Here is a 23,450-nt window from a genome sequence, read left to right on the forward strand (position 1 = left end):
AAGTGAGATAGCAAGACTTGTGCCCTTTGGGTACTAAGGCTCCGCAAAAGGCTTGGCGTAGCCAAGTTTTCTAATACGCACAGGAGCGATACTTGCCTATCCGGGTTACGCGACATTGTAGTGCGGGGGTCTACTGTCTTATCGCTGATCACTGATGGTAGGAACCGCACGCGTTTTGCGAGAAACAAGCTTTTTCAGATTATCCAGATTGACGAATACGATCCCCACGATAATCGTGATGCCTCCTACGACAGACAAGACGGTTACCGGTTCATGGTAGAGGAGCGCCCCCAGGCACAAGGAAATGAGCGGAGAGATATACAGCCAGGTAGAGGGGAACACCGGGTTGGTTTTGGCTACGAGCCAGTAGTAAATGGTGTGCCCCATCATGGATCCGACGAACACCAGATACAAAAGGGACAGAGCTGCTGTCGGAGTAAACATGGTCTGGACGTTCACCTGCTCTGTAAACAACGATAACAAGAGCAGCAAGAAACCGCCATGCATCATCTGAGCCGCATTCAGGGTGATTGGTGATACATGCTGGAATCGCTGGATGACCTGGCGGGAATAGACGGTGCCACCTGAGTAAAAGACCTCACCGAGCAAGACCACTAGGCATCCAAGCACCCAATACTTGTTAAAGTCAACGGTAAGACCGGGCAGAAGCAGGATGACGACTCCCACGAGTCCCACGAGACAACCGGTCCAGGCTGAGCCGGAGAGCTTTTGACGAGTCAGAAAGGTTTGAAGCAGCAAAATCATCAAGGGTGCTGTTGCAGACAAGACTGCTGCGATCCCGGAGCTCAAATACTGTTCGGCCCAATAGAGGGCAGCAAATACCCCGAAGGTAAGGCCAATACCTGTCAGGAACATTTCTTTCCGGAGCAGGATCGAAAAGCTCGCTTTCTTTCTCCACACCATCCATAGAAGTAAGATGAGGCCTGCCAGAAAGAAACGGATGCCTGCCGAGAAAAAGGGGGGTGCCCCTGCGTCGATCCCCACTTTGATTGCCAAAAAAGTCGTGCCGAACACAAAGCACATGACGATATAGTTGATCATGACCATTGTAATTCCTCCTTTCCCCCAGCATAAGGGAAGAGGAGTAGAACAGATTCTGTCGAACAGAACAGATATCGGTTTTTGCAGTCACAATAGGGAAGAGAAGGAGGGATCGGGATGAAGAGAAGGGGTCTTTCCAGCACGCAGTCCGATAAGCTGTTTGAGCAAATATACGATTACCTGCTGGAACGGATTCGACGCGGAGAGTGGAAGGAGCATGAAAAGCTGCCGTCTGTTCGTGCGCTGGCGTTGGAATTCAATGTGCACCGTCTCACGGTATTTAAAGCGTACCAGCTGTTAAAGCAAAACCAAAAAGTGTATGTCAAAGATAAATCGGGCTATTATGTGCAGCCGGGTCTTGGACTGTCGCTGGAAACACGAAATGATCCCATCATTTCGGCTTACGTGCAGGAAAGCCATCTCTCCGAAATTCATCAGGTGCAGGCTACTTATCAATTTTCCAAAGCGCTTCTCGACCCGAATCTTTTGCCGAACCTGTATTTTTCCGAATACGTGAAAAAGGTGTTTGATCTGTATCCGAAGGTATTGGGCACGTATTCGACAACACAAGGCGATCAGGAGCTGAGGGAAGCTCTATGCCAGTACTTTCACAAGCATTTTCACTTTTACCTGACTGCGGATGAATTACTGGTCTCGGCGGGGTCTCAGGAAGCGATTGATTTGGTAGCCAGAGCCTTGATCAATCCAAGAGATGTCGTTTTTCTGGAAAGGCCGACGTACAGTCCTGCCATCGATGTCTTTCGCAGACAGGGAGCACAGATCGTGCCCATCGAAATCGACGAGCACGGATATGATCTCGATCAGGTTGAACAGTTTATGCAGCTCCATAAGCCCAGACTTTTTTACCTCAATCCTACCTACCAAAATCCGACGGGCTATACGGTTCCCGCCGAGCAGAGAAAGAGGCTGGTGGAGCTGGCAGCGCAGTACCATTGCTTGCTGGTAGAGGATGATCCTTATCGCGATATGTACTTTGGCGAAAAGCCGCCGCTGCCTCTGTTTTCCTACGATACCTCGGGAGCGGTGATCTACATCCGCAGCTTCAGCAAATACATCGCGCCCGGCCTGAGCATCGCAATCATTGCTTGCCGCCCCTCGATCATGAAGGTGCTGATAAAAGCAAAGTCACTCTCAGACAGTGGAACACCCTTATTGAATCAAAAAATTTTTCTGCACTATTTCTTTTCCGAACGCATGCAGCAGCACTTGGAGAAGCTCCGGATTGCGCTGTCCATTCGCCGTGACTTGATGGAAGAGGAGTTTTCCGTCACCGATTGGGAGTGGGTCAGTCCACAGGGAGGCTTTACGTTGTGGATGAAGCTACCTCAGACCGTCCCGATGGATGCTCTGCTCAGCAAGAGCATGGAGCACTCGATCACATTCGTCCCCGGGTTGATTTGTGATCCGCTGCGGGAGTCGAAATCCTGGATAAGAGTCTGCTTTTCGTATCTGAATGAGCAGCAGCTGCGTGAGGGAGCCAGGAAACTGATCAGTGTTTGCAACATGCTGCAGCAGTAGGTGAATTTTCGTTTCGGCTCCGTTTCGTTCATGGAAGGGGCGCGTACAATCGGCAAGTGACGAAGGGAAAACGAAAAGCCGCTTTTGGGAAGCGGCTTTCAATATGGGGCTACTCTCTCTCCAGCGGGGTTTGCTCCAGCTGGCGGTAGGTTTTTCCTTTGTCCACATATGATTGGCGGATGCGGACCAGCTCTTTGTAATCCGCCTCTGTCAGCTCGCGTTTGACCTTGGCGGGGTTGCCGACGACGAGGGTTCGCGGCGGGACCTTCATGCCAGGAGGTACGAGGGCTCCTGCTGCGACCATTGCGTCCTCACCAATTTCAGCTTTGTCCATGATGATGGAGCCCATGCCAATCAATGCTCCGCGCCTTACGATACAGCTGTGCAGGACAGCATTGTGACCGACTGTTACCTCATCCTCCAGGATCAGGGGATTATTCGGGCTTTGGTGCAAAGTGCTGTTATCTTGCACGCTGACTCGGCGACCAATGACTGTCGGGGCGATGTCTCCCCGGATGACGGTGTTGTACCAGATCGAGGAATCCTCGCCGATTTCTACATCCCCAGAAACGACAACACCCTTCGCGAGGAATACGGATGGATGGATTCGTGGATTGACATTTTCGAATGAGAGTAGCAGCATAAATTCCTCCTAGTCAATGTATGTGTGTACAATCGCTCTGCATAGGTCTGGGATGAATGATGGAAAAACGCCCGGTCGCAGCGTCGCAATCGATGACAGTCCCAGTGAGCTCTAGGGCCTCTTCTTCTTGATACAGAAAGCGGATTCCGCTAATATCCAGAATCTGATCGCTTTTTTGGGCTTCCGTAATGGCGATACTGTAAGTGAAGCTTCCACAACCGGTTGTCGTGGGAACCAGTTTGATCCCGAGCTTGTCTGCATCCGGTTCTTCAGCGATCAACAGAGCAAGACGTGCTGCTGCTTGCGGAGTAATGATGATCAAGGTCAACCCTCCTTGTGACCTTTCTATTGTACTACAGGATTGAAAGAATGAACAATTTGGCTGGATTTCCAGTACGCTTTGGTTGACCGGATATGACCCATGTGATAAAGTTAGTCTTACCGATTCGATAACAACAGGAAATGTGGGTAGTCGCTGCCGCGGTCGCTTGCGATCGGCGGTAGAGGAAAGTCCAGGCTCGCCCAGGCTGAGATGCCTGGAGTGTTCGTACCTGGTGCAAACCAGGGCAGTGAGGCACGCCTCGCTGACGGCGTGGAAAGGGCTCTCTCTGAGGCCCGAGTACGCTGAAAGTGCCACAGAAACGTAGCTTTTCTGGCGACAGAAAAGATGGAACGCGGTAAACCCTGCGAGCGAGAAACCCAAATTTGGTAGGGGAACCGTCCTGAAGGAACCAAACGGAGGGACGGATGGCGTCTTAGACGTCATAGATAGATGGCTACCGCTCTTTGTGCGAGGGGAGACCCGATTGAAGCACGGGAGAGACAGAACCTGGCTTACAGCATTTCCTGCTGGATATGAACGCAAAACCGTCTGAGTGATTCAGACGGTTTTTTTGCGTTTATGAAAGACTATGGTGATAAAATCTGAAAACTGTCATAAGTTGGCAGGAAGTGGACATGCAACATTTCCAAGGATACTCACGTCAAATAGAGCACTTGCCCAATACATACGACAAGATGAGGCAAGAAGAGGCAAGAAGAGACAGAAACATACGGGCGATAGAAAAGTAATGGAGGGATCTCAATTGAAAAACTTGAAAACACGATCTGCACAAGATCTGAAAAAATTACTGGCGGGAACCTTGTTGGCCGGGATGCTGGCTGTGCCGAACGCAGGCTTCGCAGCAACTTCCCTTCCGCTATCTGACATTGCGAGCAACACAAACAAAGACGCGATCCTGAAGCTGAATTACGCGGGCGTGCTCAAAGGCTACACCGATGGAACATTCCGACCTGACAAAGAAGTCACACGCGCCGAATTTGCGAAAATCGCCGTACTCGCGATGGGGTATACCGATGCGCAGGCGAATCTTTTGAAAGGCTCCACGAAGTTTAAAGACTTGCCGGCCAGCCACTGGGCGACAGGGTACATCAATTTGGCGGTATCGCAAGGCATCATCAAAGGCTATCCGGATGGCTCGTTCAAGCCGGACAGCACCGTGAAGATTGCGGAAGCGCTCACGGTGTACGTGCAAGGCCTCAAAATCAATGTGAACGCTTCTTCCACAGGCGAATGGTATTACCCGTACCTGCTGGCTGCGGACAAGGCGGGGATCTATGATACGAAAGAAACGCCGACCATTCCAGCCAAGCGCGACATCGTAGCGAAGTACACGGATCGTTTCATGGAAACACCGGTGTATGCAAACGGCTCCTACTATGACAAAGACGGCAATGCAGATGGCACCATCAAGAAGCTGCCTGTTGTGAAAGGAACCGTAGCTTCTTACGACAAAGCGACCAAAAAACTCAAGCTGACAGGACAGAGCGGCGATATCGCGATATCCGACTCGGCTCAGGTGTACGGCAATATCGTCACAGGGGCACAAGTCGAATACATCGTGAAAAGCGGGAAAGTGGCCTTCCTGACGGTATCTACCGCAGATGCAAGCATTGTGGAAGGCGTTGTAAAGACGGGATTGAACTTCACGACAGCGGTAGGGGATGAGAAAAAGTTCAAAGCGATCGTGAACGGCAAAGAGGTCGTCCTGGAAGTAGAGAATGGCGTGAGCGTATCCCGTTCCCAGATCGGCCAAAAATTCGTCGCCGTCATGGATGAGGATGGCAAGGTAGCGTCCATCACGTTCGCCAAAAACACAACTGTGGGAACCGTGGAAAAAGTCTCTTCCGTGAGCGGCTCCAGCTCGAAAAAAGAAATCAAAGTGGATGGAACGACTTACACGCTGACTTCTTCTGCGACCGTGAAAGAAAAGGCGCATCCGCAAGCCAAGGAAGAAGCTAGCTCCTTTGGCGACATCGAAAAAGGCGACCTGGTCGAGCTGACCATGGACGTGGACGGGAAAGTCACAGCTGCTACCATCACCAAGCTTAGCGTCGTGGAAACGATCCGTGTCGATACGGATGAGAACCTGATCAGCTTCGGCGGCTACGAGTACGAAGTGTTGGAGGACACGGACCTCCTCGTGGATGAAGATGAAGTATCCGAACTGGACGATCTGAAGGATAACCAGGTCGCCATTCTCACCTTTGATACGGATGGCAATCTGACGAAAGTGGAGCAAGGCGTAGGAGTTGCGAGCAACAAGCTGATTGAAGACACCACGGCCTACCAGGCTGGCAATCCGGCGAAGCTCGCTACGATCAAAGTAGAAGGCAAAACGTATGAGATCCTGACGACAGCCAAGCTGACGATCGACAAGGAATCCGTTTCCCCTACCTCCATCGGTGCAGACCAGTTGAATGATTACCGTATCATTAGCTGGAAATACAATGTCGGCACCAAAAACATCGTGGAGCTGACTTTGGAAAAACAAACCGTCACAGGCTATGTCACCAAAAAATCCGGCGATAAGATTACCGTCGGCGGAAAGGTTTATCAATTGGCTTCTGGTGTGACGATTGACAGCAATGCGGCTACCAACGACAAGGAATACACGCTCACGCTGAACAATGCAGGCAAAGTGAAAGCAGTCACAGGCGCTCCTAGAAAAGTAAGCGGCGTGGTCGATTCCGTAGAGATTCGCAAAGAGGATGGAAAGATCATTTCTGCGAAAGTGGTAGTCGACGGTGAGAAATACGATGTCAGCGACGAGGACGCCGTCAAGGATGTAGATCAATTCGAATATGCGACACTGACGCTGAATCGAGACGGCGATGTGACAGCGGCAACCGTACAAGGGAAAAAGGCCCAAAGCGACGTGAAGTTTGTCGGCATCGAGTCTCGCGTGAACGGGGACAAATACGTATTCTTTGATGATGTATCCAGCAGCCTGAAGCTGGCAAAAGATGCTCAGATCAAATACTACGATGGCTCTGAACTGGACGAGGATGAATTGGAAACATCAGACAAGATCGACTTGTGGACCAATGGGAATGGCCTTGTCTATGTGATTGTCGTCGCGAAACGATAAGGTAGCCATTCACCCACCCATCTTTTCGCACATTGGTGCGAAAGGATTGGGTGGGTGTTTGTTTTATCAGGGTATTCGTCCAATTTTGTCCCTTTCATGAAACAGCTTGAGAAAAGGGGCGTACTAGCATAAGCCCTTTTCCATAGGGTTTATGGAGGAGGTGAATTCCTTGGATGAATTGCGCATGTTCAAACAGTTTATTCATGCGGCCGAACAAGTCTGGACGCAGATCGCGACTTCGCCCAGAGGCAAACCTGTCTATACCATCGATCGTGTGGATTACGCCCCATTGCCAGAGAGGTACAACTCCAAGCGAAAAATATCCCGCATCTTTCGCCGCTACTGGGGAAGACAGCTAACCGAGACGATGATCCGCAATCTGAAGCTGCGACTGATAAAAGGAAAGCTTTGTGTCCCTTATGGAGCAATCCCTCCACTCCCGACCACAATCCAATCGTTGCAGCTCAAGATGAATCGCCCCAATCAAAAGGTTGTTTCGGCGGTGCTGTACGGAGCCAGCAAAAAGGTTCGCGTGGATTATCGACTGATTCGTGTGGGCGCTGCTGCCCCTTATACGATCATGAAGCGATCCGGCAAGGAATTTGATCAACGCTACCGTCAACCAGCCAAAGCAACAGGACCACAGGCAAAACCGAAACCTACACCGACACAGAAAACGCCAGGAAAGCCAAAACACAAGTCAAACGGCAGAAAAAAGCTCCTCAAAACCCCGTAATGGGGACGAGGAGCTTTTCTCCTTACGCCTCAATCGATACGTGATATTCCCTCAGCCAGTAGTCCAGCTGCCCCAGATAGGCAAACAATTGCGGGGTGCTCATCAGCTGTCCGAAGAAAGGAATGCTCGCAGCCTGCGCATCTGATTCAGCAATGCTGCGGATGGTGCGAACGTCAATGAGCGGCAGCAGAGGGGAGGTAGGATCATTCAGGATATCCAAAAGCCATGTACGGACGCCTTCTGTATAGGAAGGATTGTGCGTTTTGGGGTACGGACTTTTTTTGCGGTAGAGGACTTCATCTGGCAGGAAGCCTTCCATCGCTTTCCGCAGGATGCCTTTTTCCCGGTTGCCGTACGTCTTCAGCTCCCAAGGTATATTCCAGACGTACTCCACGATGCGATGGTCGCAGAAAGGGACTCGCGCCTCGAGGCTCGCTGCCATGCTCATTCGGTCTTTACGGTCCAATAGGGTATTCATGAACCAGGTAATGTTGAGGTAAAACATTTCCCGGCGGCGCGCTTCAAAAGGATTCTCTCCGGGAAGCTGAGGGACTTCATTCAAGGTTTCTTCATAGCGCTGGGCTACGTATTCCTCCGGCTTCACCCAGTCCCTGAGCTCGGGGGAAAGCCAGGAGGCGCGTTCTTGGGTCGCCCTTGCCCATGGGAATGTGCCGGCATTCAGCATCTCCTCCCGATGGAACCAAGGATAGCCGCCAAAGACTTCATCCGCACACTCCCCGGAGAGGACGACGGTCGTCTCTTTCTTGATCTCCCGGCAAAAGAGGTAGAGGGAAGCATCCACGTCAGCCATCCCGGGCAAGTCGCGGGCAAGCGTTGCGATTTTGAGCGCATCGATCAGCTCATCCGTATCAAATTCTATGTTGTGGTGCTGCGTCCCCAAATGCTGCGAGACGAGCTTCACGAATGGAGCGTCTTCATTTGGCTGGAAGGCACTCGCCTGAAAGTGGCGGGAATTGTCTACATAATCGATGGAATAGGTGTGCAAGGTTCCGCGCCCTTCCTTTTTGAAGGATTGAGCGGCGACGGCCGTGATCACGCTGGAGTCCAATCCCCCGGAAAGAAGGGTCGATACGGGAACATCCGCCACAAGCTGCCTGTGAATGGAATCGGTGACCAGCTCCCGGACCCTCCTGGCTGTCTCTTCTTCATTGTCCGTATGCGGACGGCTTTGCAATTGCCAATACCTCTCTTGCTTGACGCCATCTCTGGTGACGACAAACGAGCAGCCGGGGCGCACCTCGTGGACGTCACGGAAAACGCCGTGACCGGGTGTGCGAGCCGGGCTGATGGCGAATACCTCCGCGACACCTTCACGTGAGAGCACTGGCTTTATGTCCGGATGGGCCAGAAGGGACTTCAGCTCGGAAGCAAAGAGAAAAGAGCTGCCCCGCTGTGCGTAAAATAATGGCTTTACACCCATGCGATCTCGAGCAACGAACAAACGCGAGGCTCTTTCATCCCAAATGGCAAAAGCGAAAATACCATTAAGGCGCCTGACGCATTCGGTTCCCCATTCGAGGTAGGTGTGCAGCAGCACCTCCGTATCGGAGTGAGACTGAAACGTATGGCCCGCTGCCAGAAGCTCCGCGCGCAAATCCTCGGTATTGTACAGCTCGCCATTATAGATCATGGTACACGCATATTCGTTTTGGAAAGCCGTCATGGGCTGTTGTCCGCCAGCCGGATCGACCACAACCAAACGACGATGGCCAAACGCTGCCCGTGGGGTGACCCAAAAACCTTCCGCGTCGGGTCCCCGTTTCGTCAAACATTGGGTCATTGCTTGCAAAACTGGCCGCTCCCGGGAAAGGTCTTTTTCCCAATCAATCCAACCTACGATTCCACACATGTCTGTTCACCCTTCCCATGAAGCATTTCACATCAGACAGAGTATGCAAGACGCCCAGTTTGATTGTCTGTCCAGCAGGGAAATCGGACGGGAGGGCGGAATTTATAGAAGATTTCAACACATGTGGAGGATGCAGTGGACAATCTCACACTACTTCTCATCGAAAGAATGGGCATTTTGCTAACGTTAGCTTTTATCCTCACGCGAATCCCGTTGTTCCGTCAATTGCTGGACAAGGAGATTCAAGTGGGGACATCCATATCCTATTCCTTGATGTTCGGGCTCTTCGGGATCGCTGGCACCTATGCCGGAGTCGTCGTGGCAGGAGATTCCCTCTCGCCCGCTTTCTGGATCTTCCCGCTGTCCCCCGGCGATATTATCGCCAACTCGACATTGGTAGGGGTCGTCATCGGAGGATTGTTGGGCGGGCCGCTCGTCGGGTTGGGGGCGGGAATCATCGCGGGGGCTCACATCTATGGGATGGGCGGTTTTGCCGCAGTGCCGGTTGGCATCTCCGTTCCGATGACAGGGCTGCTCGCGGGGTACGTCGCCCGCTTTTTTTCCCAGGAGCGAGTGATTTCACCCTCAAAAGCGCTGTTCATCGGGATGTTTGCTCCTGTTATCCAGATGTCGTTGATGCTGATCATGGCTGGTCCGCCCGATTTGGTGCGGACCGTAGTCAATCAGATCGGAGTGCCCATGGTCTTGACCAATAGCATCTCCATCGCAATTTTCACTACGATGATCCGGGTCGCCCTGCAGGAGCAGGAACGAACCGCTGCCCTGGAGGCGGAGCGAGCATTCACCATTGCAGAACGGATCCTTCCTCATCTGAAGCTGGGGCTCACGCCTCAAACCGCACAAGCAGCTGCTCTGCTGCTGCAAAGAGAAGTCAAAGCGGCGGCGGTAGCGGTTACGGATCTGGAGCAGCTGCTTGCCCATGTCGGTGCAGGGGCCGAGCACCATTTGCCCGGAGAAGCAATCGTCGGCGACCTGGACAAGAGAGCGCTGCTCCTCGGCTCCATAGAAAAAGGGCTGAGCAGGGAGGTGCTCGGGTGTTCCCGGAAAAACTGCGTTCTGCAGGCCGCACTGCTCGTCCCGATCCGCGAAGGCGGAAGCGTCGTGGGTCTGATCAAACTGTATTTCCGCAGACCGCAGCAAATTGGGAAAGTACAGGAGGCGTTGGCCAAAGGGCTGAGCAACCTGATCTCCAACCAGCTGACGCTGACGCTCACAGAAAAAATGAAAGGGCTGATGAAGGATGCGGAGCTGCGCATGCTGCAAGCGCAGATTCACCCGCATTTCCTGTTCAATACGTTAAACTCGATCGTCACCCTGATTCGGATTGATCCCCAATTGGCGCGCCATATGACCGTGCAGCTGGGTAACTTCATGCGACTTACTCTCAAGCTGACCTCGACTCCGCTGGTGCCGGTTCGCCAAGAGCTGGATCATCTGTTTGCCTACTTGGAAATTATCAAAATACGGTTTTCCGAGCAATTCGCAGTGCGCTGTGAAATTGGGGAAGGGGTGGAGGAGGCTTTGATTCCTCCAGGCACGCTCCAGCCGCTTGTCGAAAATAGCATTCAGCACGGATTGCGACAGATGCCGACCGGAGGAGAGATTATCCTGACCGTGGTAAAGGAGGGAGACGCCATCCTCTTCAGCATGGAAGACAACGGCAGCGGCGTGCCTCCCCAGCTGCTTTCCATCTTGGGCAGGATGCCGACGGGAAGCAAGGAAGGCAACGGGATCGGCGTCCACAATGTCAATCAGCGACTCGTCAGTTTGCTCGGTCCCGATGCCCAGCTCGTTTTTTCGAACAAGTCGGAAGGCGGTTGCTTGATCACCTTTTCCATCCCGATTCTAAAAGAGGAGAGTGCCTGATGACGATACGCATTATGATCGCGGAAGATGAACGGCTCGCACGTGAAGAGCTCATTTACCTGCTTCAGCAGGAAGCAGACATCGAGCTGGTCGCCACCGCTACCAATGGACGGGAGCTGTTGGAGTTGGTCGAGCATAGCGAGCCGGATGTCGTCTTCCTGGATGTGAAAATGCCTGAGCTGGAGGGCACCCAAGCTGCGAGGATGCTGGCCTCCCGCAAGCAGCAGCCGCTCATTGTCTTTTGTACGGCATACGAGGAATTTGCGGTGGATGCCTTCAAGCTGTATGCCGTTGACTACGTTCTCAAGCCGTTTGAGCCGAAACGAATTCAGGAAACCCTGCAGCGTATTCGCGAGCGATTGGCCAAGGGAAAAACCGAGCAGGCTGCTCCAGCCAAGCGCACCAAGCTGCTCGTGGAGGAAAACAATCGGCTCGTGGTCATCGATCCGGCTGCGATCGTGTACGCCGTCCGCGAAGAGCGATTCGTCCAAATCCATACGCAGACGGAGGCTTATACGACCCGCATGACGTTGACGCAGCTTACGGAGAAGCTGCAAGGGTACGACTTTTTCCGCACGCACAAAAGCTACCTGGTCAATTTGCAGTATGTGAGCGAGCTGACTCCGTGGTTCAACGGAGCGTACAATCTGACGTTGAAGGGGGAGAACCGGATCCGAATCCCCGTCTCGCGCACGTCTGCAAAAGATTTGCTGCGGAGGCTGGGGGAGTGAGAATCCCATTCGCTTGCAAATGAAGTTGAATAGTTTGCCGTTGGCGCACAATCCCCGACATTTGGCGCAGAAAATCGCCACGATTGCGACACATTCTCTACAATAGAGGAAGCGCTTACAAATTTTCTTGAAAGAGGGGAGATTCCAATGGGCAACTCGGTTTCAGCGCAGAAAAGCGGGGATCAAAGCAAGTCGGCCTCACGCTATGCGGCGATTATCAAGTCTGAGTCGTTTCAAGAATTGTTGAGACGAAAGAAATCGTTCATCCTGCCTTCATCCATCTTTTTCTTCGTATTTTACTTCTCGCTCCCAATTCTGACATCGTACTTCACCGTCTTGAATACAAAAGCGTTCGGAGCTATTTCATGGGCATGGGTCTTTGCCTTCGCGCAATTCATCATGACATGGGGTCTATGTATCCTGTACACCAGACGCGCCAAAGAATTTGACGTCCTGGTCGAGAAAATCAAACAGGAAACAGGGGGCAGAAACGGATGAACGTGACCGCATTTTTACTCTTTTTGGCAATCGTATTGATGACCCTCGTCATTACGTATTACGCTTCGAAGAAAACGAATACGACGAGTGAGTTTTACACGGCTGGCGGAGGCTTGACCGGGTGGCAAAACGGGCTCGCAATCGCGGGAGATTACATGTCTGCTGCGTCCTTCCTGGGAATTGCGGGAATGATCGCGCTAAGCGGATTCGACGGATTTTTCTACAGTATCGGTTTCTTGGTAGCGTATCTGGTCGTCTTGTATTTGGTAGCCGAACCGCTTCGCAATCTCGGCAAATACACCATGGCGGATATGATTGCGGCTCGTTTTGACAACAAACAAATCCGCGGTGTGGCAGCATTGAACACCATCGCCATCTCCATTTTCTACATGATCGCACAGCTGGTGGGGGCAGGAGCCTTGATCAAGCTGCTGCTGGGTATCGAGTATACGACCTCTGTCCTGATTGTGGGCGCCTTGATGACCGTATACGTCGTGTTTGGCGGCATGACGGCTACATCCTGGGTGCAGATCGTCAAAGCAGTCCTGTTGATGCTGGGCACGTTTGTCATTTCCCTCATGGTTTTTGCCAAGTTCGATTTCAGCCTGATGAAGATGTTTGCACAGATGCAGACCGCTACGCCTTTGGGTGAGCAGTTCTTGAACCCGGGCAACAAATTCAAGATCGGGCTCGATACGATCTCGTTAAACCTCGCTCTGGTGCTGGGAACCGCAGGCCTGCCGCATATCCTCATCCGCTTCTTTACAGTGAAGGATGCGACGACCGCGCGTAAATCTGTCGTATACGCGACCTGGATTATCGGGATCTTCTACGTCATGACGGTGTTCCTCGGATTTGGAGCTGCTGCTTTCGTAGGGGCGGCCAACATGGACCCGGCAGGCAACCTGGGAGCGCCACTGCTGGCACAAGCACTCGGCGGAAACTTCCTGTTCGCTTTCGTCTCCGCAGTCGCTTTCGCCACCATTCTCGCTGTTGTGGCAGGTCTGGTTCTCACAGCGGCATCCGCGTTCGCACATGACTTTTACGGCCACGTGCTCCGTCATGGAAAAGCCACGGAGAAGGATCAAATGAAGATGGCAAAATGGGCTTCTGTAGGCGTATCCATCGTCTCCATCATTCTGGCCTTGTTCGCTCAAAAGCTGAATGTGGCATTCCTGGTTTCCCTGGCATTTGCCGTTGCAGCCAGCGCCAATCTGCCCGTCATTCTGTTCACCATTTTCTGGAGAAGATTCAATACCACGGGTGCGGTTACCGGAATGCTGGTAGGGCTGTTCAGCTCGCTCATTCTGGTGGCGATGAGCCCGAACGTCTGGAATCCGGTAGCCGGCAAAGCGATTTTGGTAGGGGAAGCGCTCTTCCCGTTGCCAAACCCGGGGATCGTCTCCATCCCGCTAGGCTTTTTGGCAGCTTGGATCGGCACTATGATATCCAGCTCCCGTAACGATGCCAAATACGATGAAATTTTGGTGAAGGCCAATACAGGAATGAAAGATTCGGCATAGAAAAAGGTAACATAGGAAACTCGTGCCAATGAGAGGCTGGGGGCATCCCCGGCTTCTTTTCTTTTCGAAGCCTGTCCATGCATTTCAACTGCCGGAGGTGCTGCGGATGACAACCATCATCTTTTTTCTAGCCGTCATCATTGGGACCATGGCCATCACGTATTCTGCAGCAAAACAGACGGGGACGACCCGAGACTTCTATGCCGCGGGGAATCGCTTGACGGGCTTGCAAAACGGGATCGCCATTGCCGGTGACTACATGAGTGCCGCATCTTTTCTCGGCATTGCAGGGACCATCGCGATGTACGGATTTGACGGGTTCGTATATGCCATCGGATTTTTCGTCTCGTACTTAATTATCCTGTTCATCATCGCCGAGCCGCTGCACAATTTGGGGAAGTACACGCTGGCAGATGCCATTGCCGTCCGATTCAGTAGTTTGTGGCTGCGCGGGGTGGTCGCGATCACGACTCTGCTCATCACCATTTTTTACATGCTCGCTCAGCTGGTCGGAGCAGGTGCACTTATTCATTATTTATTGGGTGTGGATTACATCAAGGCGGTCATGGTGGTAGGGAGCCTGATGACGTTTTATGTCGTGTTCGGCGGAATGGTAGCCACCTCCTGGGTGCAAATCATCAAGGCTATCCTGCTATTGACGGGGACGCTGGTGCTCAGTTTGATCGTCTTCTCCCGTTTTCACTGGAATCTATCGGAGATGTTCCATCACGTCAGCACGATTACGCCGCTGCAAGAGAAGTTTCTGCAGCCAGGCAACCATCTCAATGAACCACTGGAAACGATCTCTCTTCATTTGGCACTCATTTTGGGCACGGCAGGCTTGCCGCACATCATCTCTCGCTTGTTTACGGTAAAGGACGCCGTCACGACGCGCTACTCCATTTACACGGCGACCTGGATCATCGGCGCATTTTATTTGATGACCATTTTTCTCGGCTTCGGGGCCAGCGCTTTTGTCGGCTATGAAGCATTGCAGCAGGTCGGGTTCGGAGGCAATCTGACGGTCACACTCTTGGCAGATGCCCTCGGTGGCGAGTTTTTGATGGCGTATATCGCAGCAGTAGCATTTGCGACGATTCTGGCGGTGGTGACCGGATTGGTCTTGTCAGCATCGTCGGCATTCGCCCATGACGTGTACAGCCATTTGATTCGCAGAGGCATGGCATCGGAGCGGGAGCAGGTCAGAGTGGCCAAATTTTCTTCTGTGGCTGTCGGGCTGGTGTCCATCTGGCTGGCCATTGGAGCAGAAAAGATGAACGTAGCCATTTTGGTGGGGCTGACCTTTGCCGTTGCGGCGTCGTCCAATCTGCCGCTCTTGCTTTGCACGTTGTACTGGCGCAGATTTACCGTTCAGGGAGCAATTGCAGGGGTGCTTACCGGCTTGATCTCTTCAGTGGTATTGGTGATGATGGGACCGGCTGTCATGGACGCCCAGCATGGCTTGATTCAGCAGGCACCTATTTTCCCTCTGACCAACCCAGGGCTGATCTCCATTCCGCTCGGCTTTTTGGGAGCGTGGATCGGGACGGTCTGCAGCAAGCCTGGAAAAGGGGCGGATGAACAATTTGAACGCGTTCTTTTCCAAGCGCACACCGGAGTCCGCGCTGGCAAACGAGTGACGGCAGACCGAGACAGTGCATAAAGTTGGCGTGCCTGTTCCACCCTATCGAAGGAAGGGGGAGCAGCGAAATGGGCACGAATAAAGAACTAGAAGCCGTTTCAACGAGTCAGCCCGACGTGTATGAAAGGGCGAGGATCGCATTGGTGGAATTGATCGACGAGCTCAAGGAAGCTTTGGATGAGAAGGAGACCACGAAGCACAAGCGTCAGGGCTACGAAATGATCGGAACGTATTTTCGTCAGCCAGTCAATACAGGCGATTTGACCTTGATTTGTGCGTCCGTGCTGGAGGATATCTTGCACAAGCTCGAAATGACGCAGCAGGGAGAAAACGTGTCCATGGTACGGGGTGAATATAGCGTGATGAAGAAGGATGAATGAGAACGACCCAATCAAGGTCGTTTTTTTGTTTCCATTTTTTACAACGAAGGAAGGGATCATGACGTCTAAGGATACGAGAGAACAAAAGGGGTGTCGAGTATGAAGAATTTTGTGTGGGGACTTATCATTGGAGCAGCCTTGGCCAGTTCAACGGTGGCTTTTGCTTCAAGCTCGATTCTGGCGTACTTGTTTCCCGTTCAATTTGAGATCAATGGTCAGTCCGTACCCATGTCAAAGGAGGTAACTGTGCTGAAGGTGGATGGGCGGGCGTATGTACCGATTCGATTCATCGCAGACCATCTTGGGGCGACGATCGGCTATGAGGATGCAGCGAAAAAAATCATCATCAAAAACCAAATGCTGGATATCACGGATCCGGCCTACAAGTCCATTTCAGCGGGCAATCTGATCGTTACCAAAGATGGAAACCGGTCGATGGTAACTGGGCAAATCCAGTTGTCGGGGGTAGGGAACACCCAAAACTCCGTGGAAGCAGCTCTTTCTTTCTACGATGCGGAAAATCAGAAGCTGGGAGAAGCAGTGATCAGCGGAACGCAATTTGGTGCAGATGTGCAGACGTTCGTCACCTATGCAAACGGGGATTTGCGCGGCTACAGGACGGTAATTCTTCATGTGAAGGCTGTGAACAAAGAGACAGTGGCCGATGAGAAGGGGATCGTGTACGAAAATAAGGACTATGCCTTTGGCCTTACGCTGCCGAAGAGCTGGGAAGGAAATTTCGAGATCATGAAAGCACCGAGCGATGGAACCGAGATGACTTATCACTTTATCGATCGTCCGAACAAAGCCTATGGCGGCGTTATTTTTACCCTGTCCGTCTGGAAGCGAGCAGACTGGCAGGAGAATGGGGGATCAATTTTGGAAGCAGGGAGGACGAAAAAGCTTGGGGAAAAGGGAGAGTTCGTATTCACGCTCAGCAGACCGGGAGATGTGCAATATGACCTGGAAGATGAGTCGTTGGCAGAAGAATATGCCCAGATGTCATCCTTTGTCGAGAGGATAGCGACATCATTTCGGGTGAGATGAAGGCGACGGGTAAGCGTTTCTGAGCACAATGGACTACGAAAGATGTTTTTCCAGCGCCAAAATAGGGTATTAGCATCAAGGGAGGATGGAATCGGGAGGAAGACCCCATGAAATATGTAAATGTCGAGCAAGTGGAACCGGGAGATGTGCTGTCCCGCAGTATTTATACGAGTGAAGGTTTGACTCTCTTGCATGCGGGTGTTCAGTTGACTGTCGGCATGATCAACAAGCTGCGCCGCTTCGGTGTGACCATGCTGAGCATCAAAGACCCTCTGCTGGATGAAATCAAGGAAGAGGAAGTCGTGACCGAAGCGACCCGAAAAGATGCCATTCGAAATCTGTCCGCTGCGATCCAATGCGTGCAGAGCGGTAAGCATATGGACACCCGCGGCCTTCAGAAGTCTGTATCAAACATCATCGACGAAACCCTGCGGAATCGCCGTGTGCTGTTGAATCTGGGTGAAATTCGCACAACAGACAATGCGATGTACATTCATGCGCTAAACGTCTGCATGATGGCGACCGTGATCGGCGTCGGGCTAGGCTATAACACGACCCAATTAAAAGAACTCGCTATCGGGTCACTCCTGCACGATGTCGGTAAACTGAGCGTGGATAAAGATGCACCTGCCTATAAGGCAAACAGCATGGAAAATCATCATACCTGGTTAGGCTTTCATCTGCTTCGAAAAAAGCATGAGATGAGCATCGTCTCTGCACATATCCCGCTGCAGCATCATGAATGGGTGGATGGGAGCGGGCTGCCGCGCGGACTTGCGGGGGATGAAATTCATGATTTCGCCAAGATTGTCGCCATCTGCAATTACTACGATAATCTCATTTCTCCGCTGTCCGAAGAAGAGGAAACGCTTCCACCGTACGAAGCGTGTGAAAAAATCATGGGCTTGGCAGAGAAGCGCTTCGACCATAAAATGGTCATTCACTTCCTGCGATCGATTGCCTTGTATCCGACGGGGACTTCCTTGAAGCTGAGCACAGGGGAAATCGGGGTCGTGATTGACCAGAATCGCGGATTGCCCACGCGGCCGGTCGTCAGAGTGATCAGGCGTGATCCAAAGGCGAGCAAGCACATGGTAGAAGAGCACGAGATTCGTGACATTGATTTGAGTGAAGAGACGACCGTTTTTATTTCCGGGGTCATGGAGTAAGGCGAAAGTCAGGGTTTTTTCAATCCAAGATCAGGGAGAGTCCCTACATACGGGGATGCGTGACTGATCTACAATGAAAACAGGCAAGGCACTTGACCTTGACCATGATTAGAGGAAAGGACGTGTTCGGATGTCCCGTATTCTGGTACCCGTTGATTTTTCTGCACAATCCATTCAGGCAGTCCGCTTTGCGGCCGCTTATGCAAAGGACAAGCATGACTTGACCCTCCTGCATGTCATACAGCCATTCCCATCCCGCTATGTCGTGAACAAGCTGGGCAAAGAGGGTGTTGAAAAGATTCAATTGGATGAAGCGAAGGAAGATTTGAAACCGCTAGTCGAGATCATCGAAGCAGCTGGTATAGCTTATCAGCTAGAGATTGTTTTCGGAAACGCTCATGAGGAAATTGCGAAGCACGCTAAGGGTGAGTATGCCGCCGTCGTCATGGGCACCCGCGGTTACGGACGGATGACGGGATTCCTGAAGCAGAGCGTCAGCTATCCCACCATTCACGATTCCAAGATTCCTGTTTTCCTCATTTCGGAGGAGACCGACGCGGCCGATTTCCCTTGGCGCAATGTCTTGCTCACAGTCGATGGTTCCGATCAAGCAATGGCGGCCGTGAATAAGGTCATTGGGTTAAGCGAAGGCATGGATGTCTCGTTTACCTTGCTCACGGTCGTGACGCCTCCCGTGGCCTATACCGGGATGTACGGCGTGGGATGGGAAGACACAGCTACTCTGGAAGAATGGGGACGCGAGACACTGCGTCCGTATGAAGAATTGCTGGACGAGCGCCAAGTCCCATTCGAGAGCAAGGTATTGATCGGGGATCCAGCCATGCTGATTCGTGAAACCGCGCAAGAAAAGGAAGCGAGCCTAATCGCGCTGGGTCACCATGGGCTTGGCGGCATCGCCGGAACGCTGGTGGGTAGTGTGACGTTTAAAACGATCCATCGTGCAAAGACTCCGCTGCTGATCGTGAAATCGTAAGCGAATCGTCCGCAGACAGCTGTCCTTTTACGGGCAGCTGTTTTTTCTTGGCTGCTGCTCCATCGGTTGAGAACACGACCGTATGGGGAAAATGGGTAGAAAGGAAGAGAGGGACAGCGGATGAAGATCGGATGCCACGTGAGTATTCGGCATAGCTATGAAGGGGCAGCGAGAACGGCGCATGGGCTGGGAGGCAAGTCCTTTCAATTCTTCCCCAAAAACCCGAGGAGCTTGGGCGTCAAAGTCTTTGATGAGCGTGATGCGGGAGCTTGCCGAGCCTTTTGCGAGGAGCATGGCATTCTCGCCATTGCCCACACGCCCTACACCGTCAATTTGTGCGTGCAGGACCCGGACTTGTACGAAGCGACGATCCTCTCCGTGAGCAATGACTTGGAGATTGCGGAGGCTTGCGGTGCGCTGGGTGTCGTCGTTCATTTCGGTCAACATAAAGGGAGCGACGTGCTGGAAGGCTACAAACGGATGATCAGCATGGTCAATCGCATTCTCGCGGGATGGGAGGGAAAGGCACGTCTGCTGGTGGAAAACAATGCGGGTCAGGGCAACCGCATGGGGACGACATTGGAAGAGCTGACGCAGGTGAGGCTTTTGGTGGCTGAACCGCAAAAGGTAGGCTTTTGCCTTGATACGTGCCACGCATTTGCGAGCGGGCTGTGGAAGGGAAACGACTGGGAGCAGGTAGCAGAACGCATGCGGGCTCACGATTTCTTTTCCAGCCTGTGCGCCATCCATTTGAATGATTCCCTTTATCCCACCGGATCCTTTCGCGACCGTCATGCGAACATCGGGAAAGGCGAGATCGGCGATGCAGCCTTTGCTGCTTTTTTACGAACCCCCGAGCTGCAAGGTCTCCCACTCGTACTCGAGACACCGGGGCATGGGGAGGAAAGCCACCGGGATGAGATCAGGCATGTACTGAACTTGGTCAATCACTGGCAGGGATGAAGGACTTGTGGTACAGTGTGAGTTGGAATGTGGTCATGGAGGAGGAATACCGATGAAAAGACGAATCAAGGTTACCATCACTGATTTTGAACCGCTCAAGGAAAACTTGAACGACCCAGCAGAGATGGCCCTGTACGAATCAGCCAATGGAAATACATACGATGCCGAAATTGAGCACGACGGGTATGCTGTCGTGGACCTTTCGGAGGATGATTATATCGAGCTGGCTCCAGGCGAGTACCAGCTGATGATCGAAGAATGGACAAATGCAGGCCAGGTCGGCGAGCTTACCCTGCAAACCAAGTCAGACCCGTCTGATGACAAGGCACTGCTGTATCGCACGGTAGATACGGCAGGAAATGAAGCGCAGGCACCCGTTTCGCTGCCGAAGCAAGTGGTGGAGCTGGTCGCCAAAACATGGTTTGGCAAGAAGCAAAAGGCGGATGCAGACGTGTAAGGAATGATAGACAAGGAGAGGAGCGATGATCATCATCGCTCCTTTTGGTTACGAAAAAAAGCCGTTACACCACCAAAAGAGGGGGAGTAACGGCTATTCTTATTTTCATGAACGGGGAATTACATTTCTTCCGGAGCGGACAGTCCAAGGAGGCGCAGACCTTCCTTGAGCACGGCTACCACAGCTGCAACGAGCTGCAGGCGGGAAGCCTTGATGTCCTCTTCTTCCGCGAGAATGCGGACATTCGCATAAAACTTGTTGAACGACTGAGCCAAGTCAATCACGTATTTGCCGATCTGGGAAGGATCGAAGTTTTCGCTGGCGCGCTCGATGACTTCCGGGAATGCGTTCAGAAGCGTGATCACTGCCCATGCTTCCTTGCTGTCCAGAGCGCCGGCTGCCAAGGCAGATGGTGCAGGCTGGAAGTTGCCTCTGCGCAGCAGCGAGCAGGCGCGTGCGTGGGTGTATTGGACGTACGGCCCGGTTTCACCCTCAAAGGTCAGCATTTCTTCCAGCGAGAAGTTGATATCGTTCAGACGGTAGTTTTTCAAGTCGTGGAAAATGACTGCGCCGACGCCAACCTGACGAGCGACTTCTTCTTTGTTGGGCAGGGAAGGATTTTTCTCCTCAATCACTTTTTGCACATCCGCGATTGCTTGGGCGAGAACCTCTTCCAGCAGAACGACTTTCCCTTTGCGGGTAGACATTTTCTTGCCGTCCTTGAGCATCATGCCGAATGGAATGTGATGCATGTCGCGGGACCATTCATACCCCATTTTTTCCAGCACCTTGTACAGCTGCTGGAAGTGGAGGCGCTGCTCATTCCCTACGACATACACGGCTTTGGCGAAATCATAGGTTTCGTGACGGTACAGGGCGGCAGCCAAATCGCGAGTAGCATACAGCGTAGCGCCGTCGGATTTTTTGATCAGGCAAGGCGGCATGTCATACTCGTCCAGGCTCACGACCAGGGCGCCATCGGATTCGGTCAGCAATCCTTTTTCCTCCAGCAAGGTCACGACGCGATCCATCTGGTCGTTGTAGAATGCTTCGCCGTTGGTGGAGTCGAAGGAGACGTTCATCAGGTCGTAAATCTTCATGAATTCTTTGAGCGACTCGTCACGGAACCATTTCCACAGATGCTGTGCTTCCTCGTCCCCGTCTTCGAGCTTTTTGAACCACTCACGCCCTTGGTCTTCGAGGGAAGGATTTTCTTTAGCCTCGTCGTGGAAACGCACGTAGAGGGTCAGCAGCTCCTTGATTGGTTCTGCTTTTACCTTCTCTTCGTCACCCCACAGACGGTAAGCAACGATGAGCTTACCGAACTGCGTACCCCAGTCACCCAAATGGTTGATGCGCACTGGCTGGTAGCCACGCTTTTCCATGATGTTGGCGATGGCATTCCCGATGACGGTCGAGCGCAAGTGCCCCATGGAAAATGGCTTTGCGATGTTCGGAGAGGAGAGGTCGATCGGCACTTTGCGGCCTTGGCCTACATGACTGTCTCCGTAAGCACTTCCTTGGGAGAGGACAGCTCCGATGACTTGCTCTGCCACAACGGCCTGGTCGAGGAACAGGTTGACGTAAGGACCCACTGCCGTCGATTCGCGCAGGGGAGCGCCGCTGATCTGTCCTGCCAGCTCGGCCGCGATCATGGGAGGTGCCTTGCGCAGTGCTTTTGCCAATTGGAAGCATGGGAAAGCGATATCTCCCATTGCCGGGTTTGGAGGTGTCTCCAACATGCCGTATACGGTTTCTTTTGGAAAGTTTTCTACACCCTGCTGTGCGAGGGCGTCGGCGATTTTCTCCGCCACTTGGTGTTTGTAGCTCATGTGAATCTCCTTTCTGATTGGAAAAAGGTTGAGTGCCCCAAATAAAAAAACCTCTGCGTCTCCTGAAAAAAAGAGACGAGAGGTTGTGCTCCCGCGGTGCCACTCCTGTTGTTTCTGCCCGAAGGCAAAAACCGCTTCATCTGCTGTATCGGGCAGTCCCGGCATTTCCCTACACAATCCGCACGAGGCTGGATTTTCAGGACGCATCTCCGAGGTGCGTTTCCTTCCATGGTCCGGCATCGGGCTCACACCAACCCCGACTCGCTACAAGCTCTTTGCATGGAGTACTTTCCTCATCAACGATTCATCTATTCTCTAGCATTATAGCTGGTGTTGTACCTGTCGTGCAACTTACTCTTCCGGTTTTTGCAAAATCTTGTCTAGCTGGGCGAAGTATTGCTTGGTCAATTTTTCTTTTTCTTCGGCGCTCATGTTTTCGGCATTCATCCATTGCTGCTTGAATTGCTCCAGCTGCTCCAGCATGGCCAGTTCAGCGGCAGCTTCTTCTTCCAGATCGTAGTTCTCGGTCGGGTCGAAAGGGATGAGTCGGTTGTCATTGCCGCTGCGCAGGTAAGGATTGCGCCAATGATCCGGAAATTGGTACGGTTGGTCTCCAAACATCAAGCCCAGGACATCATCGGAGTCGAGGGGCATGAAGTGATCGTAATCATCCCGTCGTCCACCCTCCGAAAGATTGATGTGGGAGAGGAAGTAACGCAAAAAATGTTCACCCGTCTCCCTGTTTTTCACGATCGAATAGGTTTCGAATTCACTATGAGCAAGTTCCTTGATCGTTTCGAGAGAGGACAGAAATTCGTCTTTTTCACGGGCATCTAGTGTGTCCACAGCAGTTCGCTCCTTTAGTATTGCCAAGCCGCGATACATTTTTTGTACAGATAAGAATGGAAAGGCTCTCATCCGGTATATGTGTTAACAGAGGCGAGGCCTGTGCTCTTTGGTTGCAAAAGCTTGGCGCAGCCAGGTTTTCTCATTCATACAGTATAGCAAATGCCTCGGAGAGTGACAACGAACGAAGATTTTGGGCA

Annotated in this window: 20 protein-coding genes, 1 other RNA gene and 1 other annotated feature; of the genes, 15 read left to right on the plus strand and 6 right to left on the minus strand. The window is 52.4% G+C overall.

Annotated elements, in window-relative coordinates:
- Positions 1-138: 138 nt before the first annotated feature.
- Positions 139-1,068 carry a DMT family transporter gene (locus JNE38_RS11435; protein WP_203356659.1) on the minus strand — a complete coding sequence of 310 codons (930 nt, stop codon included), beginning with the start codon at positions 1,066-1,068 and terminating at the stop codon, positions 139-141.
- A gap of 111 nt (positions 1,069-1,179) precedes the next feature.
- Between JNE38_RS11435 and JNE38_RS11440 the strand changes: the two genes are divergently transcribed.
- Positions 1,180-2,601 (plus strand): aminotransferase-like domain-containing protein, encoded by a 1,422-nt coding sequence (locus JNE38_RS11440; protein ID WP_203356660.1) that lies wholly within the window; start codon positions 1,180-1,182, stop codon positions 2,599-2,601.
- 109 nt (positions 2,602-2,710) lie between these two features.
- Here JNE38_RS11440 and JNE38_RS11445 read toward each other — a convergent pair whose 3' ends face one another.
- A complete protein-coding gene (locus JNE38_RS11445; RefSeq protein WP_203356661.1) occupies positions 2,711-3,244 on the minus strand; it encodes a gamma carbonic anhydrase in 534 nt (177 codons plus the stop codon).
- A gap of 13 nt (positions 3,245-3,257) precedes the next feature.
- Complete coding sequence (locus tag JNE38_RS11450) at positions 3,258-3,566, minus strand: iron-sulfur cluster biosynthesis family protein (RefSeq protein ID WP_203356662.1); 309 nt, start codon at positions 3,564-3,566, stop codon at positions 3,258-3,260.
- A gap of 138 nt (positions 3,567-3,704) precedes the next feature.
- Here JNE38_RS11450 and rnpB point away from each other — a divergent pair.
- The 3 genes from rnpB (at position 3,705) to JNE38_RS11465 (ending at position 7,411) form a co-directional block, all read left to right on the plus strand.
- Positions 3,705-4,086, plus strand: an RNA gene (rnpB, locus tag JNE38_RS11455) — RNase P RNA component class B.
- Between the two features lie 243 nt (positions 4,087-4,329).
- Positions 4,330-6,675 carry an S-layer homology domain-containing protein gene (locus JNE38_RS11460; protein ID WP_203356663.1) on the plus strand — a complete coding sequence of 782 codons (2,346 nt, stop codon included), beginning with the start codon at positions 4,330-4,332 and terminating at the stop codon, positions 6,673-6,675.
- Between the two features lie 160 nt (positions 6,676-6,835).
- Entirely contained in the window at positions 6,836-7,411 is a 576-nt protein-coding gene (locus JNE38_RS11465) for an IseA DL-endopeptidase inhibitor family protein (protein WP_238933628.1), read from the plus strand.
- Positions 7,412-7,433: 22 nt separating this feature from the next.
- Here the strand turns inward: JNE38_RS11465 and asnB are convergent, their stop codons facing one another.
- Positions 7,434-9,281 (minus strand): asparagine synthase (glutamine-hydrolyzing), encoded by a 1,848-nt coding sequence (gene asnB / locus JNE38_RS11470; protein WP_203356665.1) that lies wholly within the window; start codon positions 9,279-9,281, stop codon positions 7,434-7,436.
- 135 nt (positions 9,282-9,416) lie between these two features.
- Between asnB and JNE38_RS11475 the strand changes: the two genes are divergently transcribed.
- From JNE38_RS11475 to JNE38_RS11525, 11 genes are all read left to right on the plus strand, one after another.
- Complete coding sequence (locus tag JNE38_RS11475; protein WP_203356666.1) at positions 9,417-11,168, plus strand: LytS/YhcK type 5TM receptor domain-containing protein; 1,752 nt, start codon at positions 9,417-9,419, stop codon at positions 11,166-11,168.
- Positions 11,168-11,899, plus strand: a complete 732-nt coding sequence (locus JNE38_RS11480; protein WP_203356667.1) for a LytR/AlgR family response regulator transcription factor — start codon at positions 11,168-11,170, stop codon at positions 11,897-11,899. The genes JNE38_RS11475 and JNE38_RS11480 overlap by 1 nt, the downstream gene beginning before the upstream one ends.
- A gap of 147 nt (positions 11,900-12,046) precedes the next feature.
- Positions 12,047-12,397, plus strand: a complete 351-nt coding sequence (locus JNE38_RS11485; RefSeq protein WP_203356668.1) for a DUF485 domain-containing protein — start codon at positions 12,047-12,049, stop codon at positions 12,395-12,397.
- A complete protein-coding gene (locus JNE38_RS11490) occupies positions 12,394-13,920 on the plus strand; it encodes a solute symporter family protein (protein WP_203356669.1) in 1,527 nt (508 codons plus the stop codon). The genes JNE38_RS11485 and JNE38_RS11490 overlap by 4 nt, the downstream gene beginning before the upstream one ends.
- A gap of 106 nt (positions 13,921-14,026) precedes the next feature.
- Positions 14,027-15,583 carry a solute symporter family protein gene (locus JNE38_RS11495; RefSeq protein ID WP_203356670.1) on the plus strand — a complete coding sequence of 519 codons (1,557 nt, stop codon included), beginning with the start codon at positions 14,027-14,029 and terminating at the stop codon, positions 15,581-15,583.
- A 47-nt stretch (positions 15,584-15,630) separates the two neighbouring features.
- Positions 15,631-15,942, plus strand: coding sequence for a hypothetical protein (locus JNE38_RS11500; protein ID WP_203356671.1), 312 nt, complete (start codon positions 15,631-15,633; stop codon positions 15,940-15,942).
- A 99-nt stretch (positions 15,943-16,041) separates the two neighbouring features.
- Entirely contained in the window at positions 16,042-16,989 is a 948-nt protein-coding gene (locus JNE38_RS11505; protein ID WP_203356672.1) for a stalk domain-containing protein, read from the plus strand.
- Between the two features lie 107 nt (positions 16,990-17,096).
- Positions 17,097-18,158: an HD-GYP domain-containing protein gene (locus JNE38_RS11510; RefSeq protein ID WP_203356673.1), complete on the plus strand. Its 1,062-nt coding sequence runs from the start codon at positions 17,097-17,099 to the stop codon at positions 18,156-18,158.
- Between the two features lie 130 nt (positions 18,159-18,288).
- Positions 18,289-19,152: a universal stress protein gene (locus JNE38_RS11515; RefSeq protein ID WP_203356674.1), complete on the plus strand. Its 864-nt coding sequence runs from the start codon at positions 18,289-18,291 to the stop codon at positions 19,150-19,152.
- 120 nt (positions 19,153-19,272) lie between these two features.
- Complete coding sequence (locus JNE38_RS11520; RefSeq protein ID WP_203356675.1) at positions 19,273-20,115, plus strand: deoxyribonuclease IV; 843 nt, start codon at positions 19,273-19,275, stop codon at positions 20,113-20,115.
- Positions 20,116-20,167: 52 nt separating this feature from the next.
- Positions 20,168-20,572, plus strand: a complete 405-nt coding sequence (locus JNE38_RS11525) for a hypothetical protein (protein WP_203356676.1) — start codon at positions 20,168-20,170, stop codon at positions 20,570-20,572.
- Positions 20,573-20,691: 119 nt separating this feature from the next.
- Here the strand turns inward: JNE38_RS11525 and argS are convergent, their stop codons facing one another.
- Positions 20,692-22,404: an arginine--tRNA ligase gene (argS, locus tag JNE38_RS11530; protein WP_203356677.1), complete on the minus strand. Its 1,713-nt coding sequence runs from the start codon at positions 22,402-22,404 to the stop codon at positions 20,692-20,694.
- Positions 22,405-22,472: 68 nt separating this feature from the next.
- Positions 22,473-22,713 (minus strand) — a binding site (T-box leader).
- A gap of 42 nt (positions 22,714-22,755) precedes the next feature.
- Positions 22,756-23,250 (minus strand): hypothetical protein, encoded by a 495-nt coding sequence (locus JNE38_RS11535; RefSeq protein WP_203356678.1) that lies wholly within the window; start codon positions 23,248-23,250, stop codon positions 22,756-22,758.
- Positions 23,251-23,450: the final 200 nt, after the last annotated feature.

This window comes from Brevibacillus choshinensis, assembly GCF_016811915.1.
GTDB lineage: Bacteria > Bacillota > Bacilli > Brevibacillales > Brevibacillaceae > Brevibacillus > Brevibacillus choshinensis_A.

Bases quoted from the DNA above. Each gene is read 5' to 3' on its own strand.
- JNE38_RS11435 (WP_203356659.1), bottom strand. From the start codon at position 1,068: ATGGTCATGATCAACTATATCGTCATGTGCTTTGTGTTCGGCACGACT.
- JNE38_RS11440 (WP_203356660.1), top strand. From the start codon at position 1,180: ATGAAGAGAAGGGGTCTTTCCAGCACGCAGTCCGATAAGCTGTTTGAG.
- JNE38_RS11445 (WP_203356661.1), bottom strand. From the start codon at position 3,244: ATGCTGCTACTCTCATTCGAAAATGTCAATCCACGAATCCATCCATCC.
- asnB (WP_203356665.1), bottom strand. From the start codon at position 9,281: ATGTGTGGAATCGTAGGTTGGATTGATTGGGAAAAAGACCTTTCCCGG.
- JNE38_RS11480 (WP_203356667.1), top strand. From the start codon at position 11,168: ATGACGATACGCATTATGATCGCGGAAGATGAACGGCTCGCACGTGAA.
- JNE38_RS11485 (WP_203356668.1), top strand. From the start codon at position 12,047: ATGGGCAACTCGGTTTCAGCGCAGAAAAGCGGGGATCAAAGCAAGTCG.
- JNE38_RS11490 (WP_203356669.1), top strand. From the start codon at position 12,394: ATGAACGTGACCGCATTTTTACTCTTTTTGGCAATCGTATTGATGACC.
- JNE38_RS11495 (WP_203356670.1), top strand. From the start codon at position 14,027: ATGACAACCATCATCTTTTTTCTAGCCGTCATCATTGGGACCATGGCC.
- JNE38_RS11500 (WP_203356671.1), top strand. From the start codon at position 15,631: ATGGGCACGAATAAAGAACTAGAAGCCGTTTCAACGAGTCAGCCCGAC.
- JNE38_RS11505 (WP_203356672.1), top strand. From the start codon at position 16,042: ATGAAGAATTTTGTGTGGGGACTTATCATTGGAGCAGCCTTGGCCAGT.
- JNE38_RS11510 (WP_203356673.1), top strand. From the start codon at position 17,097: ATGAAATATGTAAATGTCGAGCAAGTGGAACCGGGAGATGTGCTGTCC.
- JNE38_RS11515 (WP_203356674.1), top strand. From the start codon at position 18,289: ATGTCCCGTATTCTGGTACCCGTTGATTTTTCTGCACAATCCATTCAG.
- JNE38_RS11520 (WP_203356675.1), top strand. From the start codon at position 19,273: ATGAAGATCGGATGCCACGTGAGTATTCGGCATAGCTATGAAGGGGCA.
- JNE38_RS11525 (WP_203356676.1), top strand. From the start codon at position 20,168: ATGAAAAGACGAATCAAGGTTACCATCACTGATTTTGAACCGCTCAAG.
- argS (WP_203356677.1), bottom strand. From the start codon at position 22,404: ATGAGCTACAAACACCAAGTGGCGGAGAAAATCGCCGACGCCCTCGCA.